This window comes from Streptomyces cyanogenus (genome assembly GCF_017526105.1).
Classification (GTDB): domain Bacteria; phylum Actinomycetota; class Actinomycetes; order Streptomycetales; family Streptomycetaceae; genus Streptomyces; species Streptomyces cyanogenus.
This window is the reverse complement of sequence record NZ_CP071839.1, coordinates 3915752-3931789: the sequence shown is the minus strand read 5'-3', so window position 1 is coordinate 3931789 and position 16038 is coordinate 3915752. Positions and strand designations below refer to the sequence as shown.

At 72.5% G+C, this 16038-nt stretch carries 14 protein-coding genes; 7 read left to right on the top strand and 7 right to left on the bottom strand.

The window, feature by feature from the left end; all coding sequences use genetic code 11:
• Window positions 1–11 precede the first annotated feature (11 nt).
• Window positions 12–1742, top strand: a complete 1731-nt coding sequence (locus tag S1361_RS17585) for an N-acyl-D-amino-acid deacylase family protein (protein ID WP_208032785.1) — start codon at window positions 12–14, stop codon at window positions 1740–1742.
• Entirely contained in the window at window positions 1739–3190 is a 1452-nt protein-coding gene (locus S1361_RS17580) for an aldehyde dehydrogenase family protein (protein ID WP_208032784.1), read from the top strand. Before S1361_RS17585 ends, S1361_RS17580 begins: the two co-directional genes overlap by 4 nt.
• A 4-nt stretch (window positions 3191–3194) precedes the next feature.
• Here S1361_RS17580 and S1361_RS17575 read toward each other — a convergent pair whose 3' ends face one another.
• The 3 genes from S1361_RS17575 to S1361_RS17565 form a co-directional block, all read right to left on the bottom strand.
• Window positions 3195–3590: a nitroreductase/quinone reductase family protein gene (locus tag S1361_RS17575; protein ID WP_208032783.1), complete on the bottom strand. Its 396-nt coding sequence runs from the start codon at window positions 3588–3590 to the stop codon at window positions 3195–3197.
• Between the two features lie 95 nt (window positions 3591–3685).
• On the bottom strand, window positions 3686–4993 hold the full coding sequence (locus tag S1361_RS17570; RefSeq protein WP_208032782.1) for a carotenoid oxygenase family protein: 1308 nt from the start codon (window positions 4991–4993) through the stop codon (window positions 3686–3688).
• On the bottom strand, window positions 4990–5607 hold the full coding sequence (locus S1361_RS17565; RefSeq protein WP_243769208.1) for a hypothetical protein: 618 nt from the start codon (window positions 5605–5607) through the stop codon (window positions 4990–4992). The genes S1361_RS17570 and S1361_RS17565 overlap by 4 nt, the downstream gene beginning before the upstream one ends.
• 57 nt (window positions 5608–5664) lie before the next feature.
• Between S1361_RS17565 and S1361_RS17560 the strand changes: the two genes are divergently transcribed.
• Window positions 5665–6177, top strand: a complete 513-nt coding sequence (locus S1361_RS17560) for a PadR family transcriptional regulator (protein ID WP_208032781.1) — start codon at window positions 5665–5667, stop codon at window positions 6175–6177.
• Here the strand turns inward: S1361_RS17560 and S1361_RS17555 are convergent.
• Window positions 6170–7561 (bottom strand): CehA/McbA family metallohydrolase, encoded by a 1392-nt coding sequence (locus S1361_RS17555; RefSeq protein WP_243769207.1) that lies wholly within the window; start codon window positions 7559–7561, stop codon window positions 6170–6172. The genes S1361_RS17560 and S1361_RS17555 overlap by 8 nt on opposite strands.
• A 106-nt stretch (window positions 7562–7667) precedes the next feature.
• Here S1361_RS17555 and S1361_RS17550 point away from each other — a divergent pair, with 106 nt between their 5' ends.
• The 3 genes from S1361_RS17550 to S1361_RS17540 all read left to right on the top strand — a co-directional run bounded on the left by S1361_RS17550 (window position 7668) and on the right by S1361_RS17540 (window position 11802).
• Window positions 7668–8561 carry an LLM class F420-dependent oxidoreductase gene (locus S1361_RS17550; protein WP_208032779.1) on the top strand — a complete coding sequence of 298 codons (894 nt, stop codon included), beginning with the start codon at window positions 7668–7670 and terminating at the stop codon, window positions 8559–8561.
• Window positions 8558–11143: a bifunctional FO biosynthesis protein CofGH gene (locus tag S1361_RS17545; RefSeq protein WP_208032778.1), complete on the top strand. Its 2586-nt coding sequence runs from the start codon at window positions 8558–8560 to the stop codon at window positions 11141–11143. Before S1361_RS17550 ends, S1361_RS17545 begins: the two co-directional genes overlap by 4 nt.
• Window positions 11144–11238: 95 nt before the next feature.
• Window positions 11239–11802, top strand: coding sequence for a hypothetical protein (locus S1361_RS17540; protein WP_425086743.1), 564 nt, complete (start codon window positions 11239–11241; stop codon window positions 11800–11802).
• 154 nt (window positions 11803–11956) lie between these two features.
• On the opposite strand, the gene S1361_RS17535 is transcribed toward S1361_RS17540, so the two are convergent.
• Window positions 11957–12472, bottom strand: a complete 516-nt coding sequence (locus S1361_RS17535; RefSeq protein ID WP_208032776.1) for a DUF2165 domain-containing protein — start codon at window positions 12470–12472, stop codon at window positions 11957–11959.
• 139 nt (window positions 12473–12611) lie between these two features.
• Here S1361_RS17535 and S1361_RS17530 point away from each other — a divergent pair, with 139 nt between their 5' ends.
• Window positions 12612–13727, top strand: coding sequence for an ADP-ribosylglycohydrolase family protein (locus S1361_RS17530; protein WP_208032775.1), 1116 nt, complete (start codon window positions 12612–12614; stop codon window positions 13725–13727).
• A 2-nt stretch (window positions 13728–13729) separates the two neighbouring features.
• Here S1361_RS17530 and S1361_RS17525 read toward each other — a convergent pair whose 3' ends face one another.
• Together S1361_RS17525 and S1361_RS17520 are read right to left on the bottom strand one after the other, a co-directional pair.
• Window positions 13730–14338 carry a hypothetical protein gene (locus S1361_RS17525; protein WP_208032774.1) on the bottom strand — a complete coding sequence of 203 codons (609 nt, stop codon included), beginning with the start codon at window positions 14336–14338 and terminating at the stop codon, window positions 13730–13732.
• A gap of 21 nt (window positions 14339–14359) precedes the next feature.
• Window positions 14360–15931, bottom strand: a complete 1572-nt coding sequence (locus S1361_RS17520; protein WP_208032773.1) for a sodium:solute symporter family protein — start codon at window positions 15929–15931, stop codon at window positions 14360–14362.
• Window positions 15932–16038 lie beyond the last annotated feature (107 nt).

The window sequence follows — 16038 nt, the reverse complement described above, 5'->3', positions numbered from 1 at the left end:
GGGTTCCCGGCATGTTGGACCACCTCATCAAGGGCGTCACCGTCGTGGACGGCACCGGGGCGCCCGGATACACCGCGGACGTCGGCATACGCGCAGGCCGGATCGCCGCCATCGGAAGGATCACCGGGGAGGCCCGTACCACCGAGGACGCCACCGGACTCGTCCTCACCCCCGGCTTCGTCGACCCCCACACCCACTACGACGCCCAGCTCTTCTGGGACCCGTACGCCACGCCCTCCCTCAACCACGGGGTGACCACCGTGGCCGCCGGGAACTGCGGGTTCACCCTGGCCCCGCTGCATCCCGACCGCCCCGAGGACGCCGACTACACCCGGCGGATGATGTCCAAGGTGGAGGGGATGTCCCTGGTGGCGCTGGAGGAGGGGGCGCCCTGGAACTGGCATTCGTTCGGGGAGTACCTGGACGCCCTGGAGGGCCGGATCGCCGTGAACGCCGGGTTCATGGTGGGGCACTGCGCGCTGCGGCGGTACGTGATGGGGCCGGAGGCGGTCGGCGGGCAGCCGACGGCCGGCCGGCTCGACGCGATGGTGCGGCTGTTGCGCGAGGCGATGGACGCCGGCGCCTGGGGGCTGTCGACCACGCAGTCCGGTACGCACTCCGACGGGGACGGGCGGCCGGTGGCCTCCCGGCATGCGGAGCCGGCGGAGCTGCTGGCCCTCTGCCGTGCCGTCGGCGAGCACGAGGGCACGCAGATCGAGGCGATCGTCGCGGGGTGCCTGGACCAGTTCGGCGACGACGAGATCGATCTGCTGGTGGAGATGAGCGCGGTGGCCGGGCGGCCGCTGAACTGGAACGTGCTCACCATCGACGCGGCCGTCCCGGAACGGGTGCCGCGGCAGCTGAGCGCGAGCGAGCGGGCGCGGAAGGCCGGCGGGCGGGTGGTGGCGCTCACCATGCCGATCCTGACGCCGATGAACATGTCGCTGGGGACCTTCTGCGCGCTCAACCTCATACCGGGCTGGGGCCCGGTCCTGGGGCTGCCCGTGCCCGAGCGCATCGCCCGGCTGCGGGACCCGGCCGTCCGGGCGGAGATGCTGCGCCGGGCCCGGTCCAGGGAGGCCGGCGTCTTCCGGCGGCTCACCGACTTCGGCCGGTACGTCATCGGGGACACCTACAGCGAGGCCAACCGGGGCCTGACCGGACGGGTCGTGCGGGACATCGCCGAGGAGCGCGGACAGGACCCGTTCGCCTGCCTGGTGGAGATCTGCGCCCAGGACGGGCTGCGGACCGTGCTGTGGCCCATGCCGAGCGACAACGACCCGGCCTCCTGGGCGCTGCGCGCCGAGACCTGGCGGCACGAGGACGTCCTGCTCGGCGGCTCGGACGCGGGCGCCCACCTGGACCGGATGTGCGGGGCGCCGTACACCACACGGTTCCTCGGGGACTGCCTGCGCGGCCGGAAGCTGGTCGGCCTGGAGCAGGCGGTGAAGATGCTGACCGACGATCCGGCGCGGCTCTTCGGGCTGCGCGAGCGGGGACGGGTGGCGCAGGGCTGGCACGCCGACCTGGTGCTGTTCGACCCGGAGCGGATCGACGCCGGCCGGGCCCGGCTGGTGCACGACCTGCCGGGGGACAGTCCCCGGCTGGACTCCCGGGCGCTCGGGGTGCGGGCCGTGTGGGTCAACGGGGTCGAGGCGATCCGGGACGACGTGGTGACCGGGGCCGTACCGGGGAAGGTGCTGCGGTCCGGGCGGGACACGCGGACGGTGAGCACGCGGTGAGCGAGGGCCAGCCGCTGTTCGTCGGCGGCCAGTGGGTGGCGCCGGACGGCGGCCACTACCCGGTGACCGACCCGGCCACCGAGGAGACCGTCGGCTGGGCGCCGGAGGCCTCGCCGGAGCAGGCCCGGGCGGCCTGTGCGGCGGCCCGGGAGGCGTTCGGGGCGTGGTCGCGGACCCGGCCGGAGGAGCGGGCGGCGGTGCTCGGGCGGGCCGCGGAGATCATCCGGGAGCGGCTGGTGCCGTACGCCGACCTGGCGCGGGCCGAGACCGGCGCGACCACCGGGACGGCCCGCGCGATGCAGGTCGGGGTGGCCGCGGCCCGCTTCCGCCGGTACGCGAGCGTGGAGCCCGCCGAGTGGGCGATCGCCCCGCAGATCAACGAGGCCGGCCCGATGGGCAGGGCGGTCGTGACGGGGGCGTTGGCGGTACGGCAGCCCGTCGGGGTCGTCACCTGCGTGACCTCGTACAACAACCCGTGGGCCAACCCGGCCGGCAAGATCGCCCCGGCGCTGGCCATGGGCAACACGGTGGTGGTCAAGCCCGCCCCGCAGGATCCGCTGTCCGTGTACCGGATGGCCCGGGCGCTGGAGGCGGCCGGGGTGCCGCCCGGTGTGGTGAACGTCGTCTCCGGGCGGGACGTGTCGGTGGGCGAGGCCGTCGTGGCCTCGGGCGACGTCGACATGGTGAGCTTCACCGGGTCCACGGCGGTCGGGCGGCGCATCGCCGAGGTGTGCGGGCGGGACATGAAGCGCCAGCTGATGGAGCTGGGCGGCAAGGGGGCCGCGCTCGTCTTCGACGACGCCGACCTCGCCTCGGCCGTCGCCGGCATCGGCACCACCTTCTCCTTCTACAGCGGGCAGATCTGCACGGCACCGACCCGGGTGCTGGCCCAGCGCGGGGTGTACGAGCGGCTGGTCGAGCAACTCGCCGGTTACGCGGGCCGGTTGAAGGTGGGGGACCCGCGGGAGCCGGACACGGTGGTGGGGCCGGTGATCTCCGCCGAGCACCGGGCGCGGGTGGAGTCGTACGTCGAACTCGGGCGGAAGGAAGGTGCCGTGGTGGTGGCCGGCGGTGAACGGCCACCGCGGGACCGTGGGTTCTTCGTCGCGCCCACCCTGCTCGCCGACGGTACGAACGACATGCGGGTGGCCCGGGAGGAGATCTTCGGGCCCGTGGTGACGGTGATCCCGTTCGAGGACGAGGACGAGGGGGTGGCCCTCGCCAACGACTCCGACTACGGGCTCATCGACTACGTCTGGTCCGGTGACGTGGCCCGCGCCTTCCGGGTGGCGCGCCGGCTGCGGGCCGGGGGCGTCGGCATCAACACGGTCGGCCGCAACATGGAGGCCCCGTTCGGCGGGTTCAAGAAGAGCGGGGTCGGCCGGGACGTGGGCTCGTACGCCCTGCACGCCTACAGCGAGGTGCAGGCGATCGTGTGGCCGGGGTGAACCGTCACCCCTCCAGATCGACGCGCACCGTCAGCAGACCGGTGCCGAACGCCCGTACCGCCATGCTGTTGAACCGGGGCAGGCTGCGCAGGCGCGCCACCGGGTCGTCGTCGGGCAGGAGGTGGGCGGTGCCGCGGTGCCAGCGCCCCGCGATGCGGACGCGCACCCGTGGGTCGGCCTGGATGTTGCGGACGTACTGCGACCGGTAGCCGAACTCCGACACGAGCCAGAAGGAGTCGCCGACCCGGCGTCCGCCCACCGGGGTGGTCCGGGGCAGGCCGGAGGTGCGGCCGGTCGTCTCCAGGAGGGTCTGGAACGGCAGGCGCCGGTTGACCGGGTTGGCGAGGTGGCGCTGGAAGCGGGATATGACGCGCTGCTTGCGGTCGGTGCTGCCTGACATGCCTGTGATTCTCCTGCTCTCCTCGACGGACCGCGCCCGGACGTACACCTGGCGGGGGTCGTGACACTGCGCCGGGACACCCGGGTCAGGACCGCCTAGCCTTCCACGTCCCCCAGCCAGTTGCCGTGGAAGCCGAAGGGCACCCGGGCCGGCAGGTGGACGGTGGCGACCGGGGGCGCGGTGAGGTCGGCGGTGTCGAGGACGACGAGGTCGCTGCGGTCGGTGGTGGCGTCGTGGACGTACGTCAGGAGCCAGCCGGGGCCGCCCGGTGTGGTGTCGGCGGGGGCGAAGGCGGCCTCGCCCGGGGTACGGGCCGGGCCGAAGTCGTGGGCGGTGGCGGCGCCGGTGGTCAGGTCGTAGCGGACCAGCGAGGTGCCGCAGGTGATGTGCCCGTGCCCGGAGTCGAGGCCGCTGAGCCGGTCGTCGACGCGCGGGAACTCGCCGGGCCGGTCGTCCAGTTGCTCCTCGCGCACCCTGCCGGAGGCCGGATCGACCGTCCACTTCCACAGCACCGCCCGCTGCCGCACCGTACTGCCGTCCGCGGCCCGCCGCCACAGCTCCGGGTAGCGCATCACGTGCAGCACGATCGTCCCGTCCGGCGCGTCGTGGGCGTTGAGCACGTGGAAGACGTAGCAGGGGTCGATCGTGAACCACCGCACCGCCCCGTGCGGGTCGTCGCGGCGCAGCACGCCGAGGCGGGCGCCGTACCCGTCGTCCCAGCGGTAGGGCATCGAGCCGGACAGCGCGAGTTCGGCGTCGAAGACCACGGGCAGGTCCATGAAGACGACGTGCCCCGCGGTGAGGGCGAAGTCGTGCTGCATGGTCGGGCCGGGCACGTCCACGGGCCGGCTGAGCACCAACTCCCCGGTGGCGTCGGCCCGGTGGTAGGTGAGGTACTCGCTCTCCAGCAGGCCGTAGCCGAAGAAGTGCAGCTCCCCGGTGAGCGGGCAGGTCTTCGGGTGGGCGGTCATGGCGGTGCGCAGCCGGCCGCCGAAGTCGTAGGGGCCCTTGGTGCCGAGGTCGCAGGTGAGTTCGTAGGGCAGCGCGGTCTCGACCAGGGCGAGGGTGCGGCCCGCGTGCCGGACGACGTGGGTGTTGGCCGGGCCGGCCGTCAGGTCCCGCCGGCCCTGCTCGTCGTACATGAGGGCACCCTCGGTGAGGCGGCTGGTGCGGACCCAGCGGTTGCGGTACGACACCGCCCGCCCGCCCTCCAGCCGCACCCCGTGCACCATGCCGTCGCCGAAGAACCAGTGCCCGGAGGCGGCGTCGGCCGGGTTCGGGCCGTTGCGCAGGTACCAGCCGGCCAGTTCGGGCGGAATCGTGCCGGTGACCGGCAGGTCGTACGCGGTGAGTTCGTCGAGGACCGGCGCGTAGTTGCCGGAGAGGTGCCGGGGGGTGGTCATCGGGCCACCTGCCCGGCCTTGGCCTGGACGTGGGCGACGTAGCGCACGGTGAAGACCATCGGGACGACGAAGCCCGCGATCTGGACGAGCGTGGCCGGCGTCGAGTGGGCGTGTCCGGCGTGCTCGACCAGGGCCAGGACGACGGCGGTCAGCGCGAAGGCGGCGGTCCACACGCCGGTGATGACCACGTTGGTCCGGATGAACGGCTTCAGCCCCCACAGCTCACGCGGCGTCGTCCGCTTGGCGATGCCGAGCGTGAACGGCCGCCCGACGGCCAGCGAGACCCCGGCGATGACGGCCAGGGTGCCGGAGGACAGCGCCGCCGAGTAGGCGTGCACCCCCGAGTGCGGGTCGGCGAAGGCGACGGCGGCGAGGACGGCGAAGAAGACGGCCGAGCCGGTCTCGATGATCAGGGCGTCGAATCCGGTGCCCTTCTGCTTCTCCTGGACGACGAGGGCCGTCGCCACGGCGAAGGCGGCCAGCGCCCCCCACTGCCAGTCCCCGGAGGGGATGACGGCGAAGACGATCCACGGCAGGAAGGTGCGCAGGTACGACATGAGGTCCCCGTTTCTCAGTCGGAGCCCGGCCGGTCCGCCGAACTCCTCTGTTGACATGTCAAAACTAGAAGGTCCGGCCTCGACATGTCAATAGTGGAATGTAGAGTGAGGGCCATGAGCCTCAAACACGCCCTGCTCGGCCTGCTCTCGGAACGTCCCGCCAGCGGGTACGACCTGCTGAAGCTGTTCGAGACCTCGCTGTCGAGCGTCTGGCCCGCCACCCAGAGCCAGATCTACACGGAGCTGACCAAGCTCGCCGGCTCCGGCCTGATCACCGTGGCCGCCGAGGGTCCGCGCGGCCGCAAGGAGTACGCCCTCACCGACGACGGACTCGCCGAGCTGCGCCACTGGCTGACCGAGACCACGCCCCAGCGCAACACCCGCAGCGACATCCTGCTGCGCGTCTTCTTCCTCGGTGTCCTGCGCCCCGACCAGGCACGCGCCTACCTGACCGAACTCACCGAGATGTCCGAGGAGAGCTACGAGCAGCTGCGCCGGCTGTCCGACTCCATCGACTGGGACGACGGCAACCTCTCGGTCTACGGCCGGATCGCCCTGGAGTACGGCCTGCGCTTCAACGCCATGCGGCGCGAGTGGGCCGAGTGGGCCGCGCAGCAGATCACGTAGCCCCGAGGAACACCGGGTTGGTGAACGCGGCCATCGCCCCCGGCGCCGGTCCCAGCGCCGTCTCGTGCCGCACCTCGGCCCGGACGTAGGCCGCGCGGGCCGGGGACGTGCGCCACTGCACGGTCCCCGTACCGGACACCGGCAGCGGTCCGCCGGTGAACAGCACGCCCTGGTCGGTGACGAACCGGACCGAGCAGCGCGGCACGCCGGACGCCTCCAGCCGGACCGTCACCGGAGTGTCCGGCCCGACGGCCAACCGCTCCCCGATCCCCGCCTGTCGACCCCCCTCGGCCGTCACGGTGAACGCCAGCGACACCTGCCGCGACTCGGCCACGTACGACCGTCCGGCCCGCAGCCCCGCCAGGATCGCCTCCCTGGTCAGCGCGTCGGCGAGGACGACCGTCTGGGGCAGCCCGACCACGTCCGGATCCCGGTGGGCGTCGCTGTTGCCCATCGCCGGCAGCCATCCCCGGTCACCCCGCCCCGCCGTCGCCAGCCGCGCGTCCCACGTCGCCAGGGTCATCTCGTCGTCCGGCGTCCAGGCCCCGTTCCACACCTCCACGGCGTCCGCCTCCGCGAACCCGAACCGCCAGCCGCAGCCCACGCAGTCGGCGTGCGGATGGGCCGGTACCACCAGCCCGCCGGCCCGGCGGATCTCCCGCGCGAAGCGCGCCCAGCGGCCGTCCCGGGCCCGGTGGCGCCAGTCGACGAAGGTGCCGGGCTCGGTGCCGAGCGCCAGGACGTGCCCGTTGCGGGTGGTGATCTCCTCGCCGAGCAGTACCAGCAGGTCGTCACCGGCCGCGTCGGCCCAGTGGGCGTGCGAGGCGTTGGTGTTGTGGTCGGAACTGTTGACGAAGTCCAGCCCGGCCGCACGGGCCAGCGCCGCGATCTCCCCCGGGGTGCGGCGCCCGTCGGAGTGCCAGGAGTGCAGATGGCAGTCGCCCCGGTACCAGTCCCGGCCGCGCCCCAGGGCCCGGTCCGGCGGATACACCGCCTCGGGCGTCTGCCCGGCCGCCCCTTGCGTCAGCGTGACGGTCACCTCGTACGACAGCCCCTGCGGCGCCACGGTGTAGGGACCGAGGGCGATGTACCAGGTGCCGGGCGTCAGCGGCCCCGGAAGATACCCAGGCGTGGCCTCGTCGGCCCGCACGAAGAACTCGCTCCGGGCACCCCCCGACCACCCCCGGAACCCCCGCCCGCCCAGCCCGGTCCCACGCGGGTCGAAGAGCCCGATGTCGAGGGCGTTGCCGGGGGTGCCGGGCGGGACGGGAGGTCTGTCGTAGGTGTAGGAGACCTTCAACTCGCTTGTTCCCGGCGGTACTTCGAAGGGGAGGTACACATAGTCCGGGGACCCCGGGGCGAGAGTGCCGCGCAAGCTCGTCACAAGGGCCACGGTAGGCGCCCGGAGGGGCGCGCGGAACCACGCGACCGGCCACACCGGACCCGCACACGCCTCCTGACGGGCAACCAACCAGTCGGTACGATGCCCCATGCGTATCTCCGTCACGATCTTCCTGACCGACGAGACGATCACCCCCACACGCCTGGCCCGCGAACTGGAACAACGCGGTTTCTCCGGCCTCTACCTGCCGGAGCACACCCACATCCCGGTGGAGCGCACCACCCCCTACCCGGTCGGCGGCGACCTGCCGCGCGAGTACGGCCGCACCCTGGACCCCTTCGTCGCCCTGGCCCAGGCGGCCGCCGTGACCCGGCGGCTGGCGCTCGGCACCGGAATCACCCTGGTCGCCCAGCACGACCCCATCGACCTCGCCAAGCAGATCGCCACGCTGGACCACCTGTCCGGCGGCCGTTTCACCCTCGGCGTCGGCTACGGCTGGAACGTGGAGGAGGCCGCCGACCACGGCGTGACCTGGCGGACCCGCCGGGAACTGGTCAGGGACCGGATGGCGCTGATGCGCGCGCTGTGGAGCGAGGAGCCGACCCGGTACTCGGGGGAGTTCGGCAGCGTGCGGGCCAGCCTCGCCCACCCCAAGCCGGTGCAGAAACCGCGCGGCCCGGTCGTCGGTCCCCGCACGCTCGTCGGCGGGGCCGCGGGGCCCGGGCTGTTCGCGCACATCGCCGAGTTCGCCGACGGCTGGCTGCCGATCGGCGGCCGCGGGCTCACCGAGGCACTGCCCGTGCTGCGCTCGGCGTGGGCGGACGCGGGCCGCGACCCGGCCGCCCTCCAGGTCGTCCCGTACGCCGTCCAGCCCACCCCCGGAAAGCTCGCCCACTACGCCGAACTGGGCGTCGAGGAGGTCGTGGTGCAGCTGCCGCCGGCCGGTGAGACGGAGGTGCTCGGCGCGCTCGACGGCTACGGCGCCCTGCTGCCGGGCGGCACGAGCAGCGTTGATCAACGCGAACGTATGCTCAAAGAATGACGACTTCCGCGACCTCCGGAACCGGCCCGACCGAGAACTCCATGCGTCGCGCCCTCAAACGCGCGCGGGACGGCGTCGCCCTCGATGTCGCCGAGGCGGCGGTGCTCCTCCAGGCGCGCGGTGAGGATCTGACCGCCCTCGCCGCCTCCGCCGCCCGGGTGCGGGACGCGGGCCTGGAGGCGGCGGGCAGGCCCGGCGTCATCACGTACTCGAAGAGCGTCTTCATCCCCCTGACCCGGCTGTGCCGGGACAAGTGCCACTACTGCACCTTCGCCACCGTCCCCGGCAAGCTGCGGCGCGCCGGGCACGGGATGTTCATGTCCCCCGACGAGGTGCTGGACATCGCCCGCAAGGGCGCCGCCCTCGGCTGCAAGGAAGCCCTGATCACCCTCGGCGACAAGCCGGAGGACCGCTGGCCGGAGGCGCGCGAGTGGCTCGACGCGCACGGCTACGACGACACCATCGCCTACGTCCGCGCCGTCTCCATCCGCATCCTGGAGGAGACGGGCCTGCTGCCCCACCTCAACCCGGGCGTCATGACGTGGACGGACTTCCAGCGGCTGAAGCCGGTCGCGCCGAGCATGGGCATGATGCTGGAGACGACCGCCGAGCGGCTGTGGTCGGAGCCGGGCGGCCCGCACCACGGCTCCCCGGACAAGGAGCCGGCCGTACGGCTGCGCGTCCTGGAGGACGCCGGCCGCTCCTCCGTGCCGTTCACCTCCGGCCTGCTCATCGGCATCGGCGAGACGTACGAGGAGCGCGCTGATTCGCTGTTCGCGCTCCGGAAGATCTCCCGGGCCTACCACGGCGTGCAGGAGCTGATCATCCAGAACTTCCGCGCCAAGCCGGACACGGCGATGCGCGGCATGCCGGACGCAGAACTGGACGAGCTGGTCGCCACGGTGGCCGTAGCCCGGCACATCATGGGCCCGTCCGCCTGCCTCCAGGCCCCGCCGAACCTGGTGGACGCCGAGTACGAGCGGCTGATCGGCGCCGGCATCGACGACTGGGGCGGGGTCTCCCCGCTGACCATCGACCACGTCAACCCCGAGCGTCCCTGGCCGCAGATCGAGGAACTCACCGAGCGGTCCCGCGCGGCCGGCTTCGAACTGCGGGAACGCCTGTGCGTCTACCCGGAGTTCGTCCGCCGGGGCGAGCCCTGGCTGGACCCGCGGCTGCGCCCGCACGTGTCGGCCCTGGCCGACCCGGAGACGGGTCTCGCCCGTGCGGACGCGGTCGTGACGGGCCTGCCCTGGCAGGAGCCGGAGGAGGTGTTCACCGCCACCGGCCGCACGGACCTGCACACGTCCATCGACACCGAGGGCCGGACGGGCGACCGGCGCGCCGACTTCGACGAGGTGTACGGCGACTGGGAGGCGCTGCGCGAGGCGGCGGCCCCCGGGATGGTCCCGGAGCGCATCGACGCCGACGTCCGCGAGGCACTGCGCACGGCGGCAGACGACCCGACCCGGCTGACCGACGCCGAGGCCCTCGCCCTGCTGCACGCGGACGGACCGGCGCTGGACGCGCTGTGCCGGGTCGCGGACGACGTGCGCAGGTCGGCGGTCGGTGACGACGTGACGTACATCGTCACCCGGAACATCAACTTCACCAACGTCTGCTACACCGGCTGCCGGTTCTGCGCCTTCGCCCAGCGCCGCACGGACGCCGACGCGTACACGCTCTCGCTGGAGCAGGTGGCGGACCGCGCGCAGCAGGCGTGGGACGTGGGCGCGGTCGAGGTGTGCATGCAGGGCGGCATCCACCCGGACCTGCCGGGGACGGCGTACTTCGACATCGCGAAGGCGGTCAAGGAGCGCGTCCCGGGCATGCACGTGCACGCCTTCTCCCCGATGGAGGTGGTGAACGGCGCGACCCGGACCGGCATGTCGATCCGCGAGTGGCTGTCCGCCGCCAGAGAGGCGGGTCTGGACTCCATCCCCGGTACGGCGGCGGAGATCCTGGACGACGAGGTGCGCTGGGTGCTGACCAAGGGCAAGCTGCCCACGGCCACCTGGATCGAGGTGGTCACGACCGCGCACGAGCTGGGCATCCGCTCGTCGTCCACGATGATGTACGGACATGTGGACCAGCCCCGGCACTGGCTCGGCCACCTGCGCACGCTGGCCCGGATCCAGCGGGAGACGGGCGGCTTCACCGAGTTCGTGACGCTGCCGTTCATCCACACGAACGCGCCGGTGTACCTGGCCGGGATCGCCCGCCCGGGACCGTCCCTGCGGGACAACCGGGCGGTGACGGCGATGGCCCGCCTGCTCCTGCACCCCTGGATCCCCAACATCCAGACAAGCTGGGTCAAACTGGGCGCCGAGGGGGCGGCGGAGATGCTCCGCTCCGGCGCGAACGACCTGGGCGGGACGCTCATGGAGGAGACGATCTCCCGCATGGCGGGCTCCTCCTACGGCTCGTACAAGTCGGTCCGCGACCTGGTCGCGGTGGCGGAGGCGGCCGGCCGCCCCGCGAAACCGCGCACCACGCTGTACGGCGAGGTCCCCGAGGAGCGGCAGCGGGCGGCCGAGGCGTCCGACGGCCACCTGCCGGATCTGCTGCCGGTCCTGGACTGAGCCGTCTCCCCGGACCGAGCCGTCTCCGCGAACTGAGTACGATGATCCGACCCCTGTGCCGAGAAGGGGGACCCGTACCGGAGGAGATGCGTCCCGTGGCTGCCCGACTGCCCTCGTGGGCCTGGGTCACCGGTCTGACGGCGGGGGCGACCGCGGTCGTCGTCGCCCTCGCCGTCCAGGCGGACCACGGGCCGCGACCCACGGCCGCCGTGGCCAGGCCCGGCGCGTCGGCGTCCGCGAGCCCGCACGCGACCCTGAGCCCGAAAGCGCCGTCCGTGCCCGCCCTGCCGGACCGGTCCGGCGAGGGCCGGCGGATCGTGTACTCGCTCGCCGCGAAGCGGGTCTGGCTGGTCGACGCGACCGGCAAGGCGACCCGCACGTTCACGGTGTGGCCGGGGACGGTGAGCCCGCAGCCCGGCCGCTACTCGATCACCCTGCGCACCCAGTCCCTCAAGGGCTCGGACGGCGTGGAGATCGAGCACGTCATGTACTTCACCAAGGTGGACGGGGTGAACGTGGCCTTCTCCAACGCGCTGGACGGAGCCTCGCCCCCGCCCGCGAACGGCCAGAAGCTCGGCGGCATCCGCCTCCACAAGGAGGACGGGGCCGCCCTGTGGTCCTTCGGCGACCAGGGCACCCGGGTCGCCGTCGTCGACTAGCCGATTCCGCCGGCTGGGTCGTCGCGACGAGCCCGGCCCGCTGCCCCCGGCTCCCCGCGTCGGCCGGCGGGCCGTACCGCGCCCTGGCCGGACCGCCGCTTCGCGATCCGCCGCAGCTGCCCGCTGCGCGCCCCGGCCCGCGGGACGCGCCCGGTCACGAGCCCTCGGTGCGTCCGTACCGGCCGGACGGCAGCAGGTTGACGATCAGCGCGACCCCGCTCAGCGTGAACACCCGGGTCGCCGCGTCCAGACCGTTCCAGGTCTTCGACTGCCACATCGCGAACCACTCGCCGCCGATCCCGATGAACCCGGCACCGAAGAGCAGCAGCATCATCAGCAGCCCGTACGTCGACCAGCGCCGGGCCAGGTCGTCCCGGCGCCGCGCCCAGAGAAAGGTCCCCCGGACCAGCACCGCGGCCGCCACGGTCTCCCACACGATGATGAGGACGTACGCCGTGTCCTCCAGTGCCGTGCTGGTCACGGCCCGCCACATCAGATCGTCGTCCCTGAACGTCGTGTCCATCGCCAGTACGTGCCGTACGAACTGCTGATTGGTGCCGAAGTCGGTTATGTTCCCGAGCGCGACCAGGGCGATGTAGAGCGCGAGTATGCCGGTGAGCACTCCGGCGGCGAGCCGGAGGCCGGTGGGGCCTGTGGGGGTGGTGGTCATGGCTGGATTCTCCCCGACCAACACCGGCTGCTCCCACGGGCATTGAGCCAGAATCCAGCCGGGCACCACTGAACGGACCGTTCCCGGTCGATTACAGTGCTGGGCGTCGTACAGGTGGACGGTCCCGTCGGGAGGTGTGGTGGGCATGACTTCCGGTGCCGTCTGGGGCCGTGCCGAGCAGCAGGACTTCCGCAGCCGGGTACGCGGCACGCTGCTCGGGGCCGCCGTGGGCGACGCCCTCGGCGGTCCGGCCGACCCGCTGTCCCTGGAGGAGATCCAGGCCGCGTACGGCGGTGAGGGGCTGCTCGACCTGGCCTTCGGGTACGGGCGGCGCGGCTCGGTCACCCATCACACCCAGCTGACCCTGTTCACCGTGGACGGGCTGATACGCGCCCAGGTGCGCCGCGACACCGGCGCCTGGCATCCGCCGACCGACCTGCACCGGGCCTACCTGCGCTGGGCGGCCACCCAGCGGGACTGGGGGCCCGACGAGCGCCGCAAGGACGACGGCTGGCTGGCCCGCGAGGAGTGGCTCTACGCCCGCCGGGACCCGACCCGCGCCCTGCTCATCGGGTTCGGCGACGAGACCATGGGCACGCTGGACTCCCCGAAGAACCCCGGGGAGCTGGGACCGGAGGCGGTCGCCCGCTCGGCGCCGTTCGGGCTGCTCGTCGGCTGGGAGCCGCAACTCGTGGTCCAGCTGGCCGTGGAGTGCGCGGCCCAGACCCACGGCCACCCCATCGCCTACCTGTCGGCGGGCGCGTACGCCGTCATCGTGCACGCGCTGGCCCGCGGCGACAGCCTGGACGGCGCCGTGCAGCGGGCTCTCGCCCTGCTCACCGCCCGCCCCGGCCACCAGCCGGTCTCCGACGCCCTCCAGCACGCCCTCGGCGCCGTACGGCAGGGCATGCCCACCCCGGCACGGGTGGAGGAGCTGGCCGGCGACGGTACGGCGGACGGGCTGCTGGCCGCGTCCGTGTACTGCGCGCTGGTGGGGGAGGACGTACGGCACGGGCTGTGCCTGGCGGTGAACCAGAGCGGCCCCTCCGCCGCCGCGGGCGCCCTCACCGGCGGTCTCCTCGGCGCCCTGCACGGCGAGACGGCCCTCCCGCCGGCCTGGCTGGCCGAACTGGAGGGCCGCCCCACGATCCTGGAACTCGCCGACGACTTCGCCATGGAGATGACCCAGGGCCCGGCACTGCACGGCCCGGCGGGTTCGTCCCCGGGCTGGCTGGCGAGGTACCCGCGGGCCTGACCTCAGACCCGGACGCAGTGGTGGACGGTCATGCTGCCGCTCTGCTCCGTGTGGCGGATCCGCATGCCGGCCTTCTTGTCGTACTCCACCTCCAGACGCTCGCCGGCGCCGGTGCCCGACGCGCCGGGCGGCTGCCACGGCAGGCCGAGCGACACGGAGTCACCGACCGACGCCGGGACGTTCTCGGCGCCGGCGTTCTGCAGGTCGGCGCCGGTGTCGCCCAGCCTCTCGGGCACCTGCAACGCCAGCCGGCCGTTGCCGAGCGCCCAGGTGCCCTTCGCCGACTTCCCCTCGCCCAGGTCCATGGTCCAGACGCCGTCGGTGACGGTCACGGAGTAGGTGTAGGTGTCGCCGCCGGGCATTTCCGAGGTGACCTTCCACGAGCCGCGCACGAAGGCCGCGAACGCCTTGCCGGTCACACCGGGCGCCGGCGACGTGCCGCCGGAACCGCCCTCGCCCTCCGTCGTGCCGCCCTTGCCGTCGTCGTTCCCCTTGCACGCGGCCAGCAGAGACGCTCCGACCCCGACGGCGAGGTAGCGCAGAGTCGTTCGGCGGCCCACCACCTGGGAGACCGCGCGCACCGAGTCGAGTCCCATCGTTCCCCCGATCATGTCCAGTTGTTGATCGGCAGCCTACCGGGCCCGGTCGGGCGTACCCACGACGTCGTCCCCCGCGGCGGCCGGCACCGGAACCGCCGCCGCGGCGTCTCCGTCGGTGTTGACCTTCTCGATGATCGCCAGCCGTTCCGGTGTGTCCTCCGGCTTGAGGAAGCCGATGACGGTGTACAGCACCAGGGAGACCGCGAGCGGGACCGAGACCTGGTACTGGAGCGGGACCCCGCCGTCGATCCGCCGGCTGATCGGGTAGTTGACCAGCCAGAAGGCGAGCAGCCCCATCGCCCAGCTGACGAGCGCGGCCGTCGGGCCGGAGCGGCGGAACGGGCGGAGCAGGCCGAGCATCATCGGGATGGCCATCGGACCCATCAGACCGGCGACCCACTTGATGACGACCGTGATGATGTCCTTGAACGCGGGGGAGTTGACCTGGGTCGCGGCCGCCATCGACAGGCCGAGGAAGACGACCGTCGTGACGCGCGCCGCGATCAGCCCCGAACGCGTGCTCCACTCCCGCGCCCGCGCCGAGAGCACCGGCGCGCAGTCCCGGGTGAAGACGGCCGCGATGGCGTTCGCGTCGGAGGAGCACATGGCCATCGTGTGCGAGAAGAAGCCGACGACGACCAGACCCAACAGGCCGTGCGGCAGCAGCTGTTCGGTCATCAGCGCGTAGGAGTCGGAGCCGTCCGGCTTCTGCGCCTTCACCAGCAGCGGGGACATCCACATCGGGAAGAACAGGACCACCGGCCAGACCAGCCAGAGGATCGCGGACAGCCGGGCCGAGCGCTCGGCCTGGTGGGCGCTGCCGGTGGCCATGTAGCGCTGGGCCTGGTTGAGCATGCCGCCGTTGTACTCGAAGAGCTTGATGAACAGGAACGCCAGCAGGAACACCGTGCTGTACGGGCCGACGAGCGGCTTGCCGTGGCCGTGCAGGGCGGGCTCGTCCCAGGCGCCGAGGAAGCCGATGTCCTGGTCGTTCAGCTTCACCACGACCGCGACGAACATCGAGATGCCGGCCAGCAACTGGATGACGAACTGGCCGAGTTCGGTCAGCGCGTCCGCCCACAGGCCGCCGATCGTGCAGTACACGGCCGTGATCGCGCCGGTGATGAGGATGCCCTGGTTCAGCGAGATCCCGGTGAACACCGACAGCAGGGTGGCGATCGCCGCCCACTTGGCGCCCACGTCCACGATCTTCAGCAGCATGCCCGACCAGGCGAGCGCCTGCTGGGTGGGCAGGTTGTAACGGTTCTTCAGGTATTCAAGCGGGGAGGCCACGTGGAGCCGGGAGCGCAGCCGGTTGATGCGTGGCGCGAACAGCTTCGACCCGATGGCGATGCCGAGCGCGATGGGGAAGGACCAGGTGATGAAGGAGGTGACGCCGTAGGTGTAGGCGATGCCCGCGTACCCGGTGAACATCACGGCGCTGTAGCCCGACATGTGGTGCGAGATGCCGGAGAGCCACCAGGGCATCTTGCCGCCGGCCGTGAAGAAGTCGGAGACGTTGTCCACGCGCTTGTGCGACCAGACGCCGATCGCGACCATCACGCCGAAGTAGCCGATGAGCACGGCCCAGTCGAGACTGTTCATGTGCCCGATCGTGGGTGCGAGCACATGAACACGACAAGCAAGAGTCAGGTCAAGTCGGAGTAAAATTGTTCTGCTGATTGACCTCTATTCACCTACCTGAACACGAT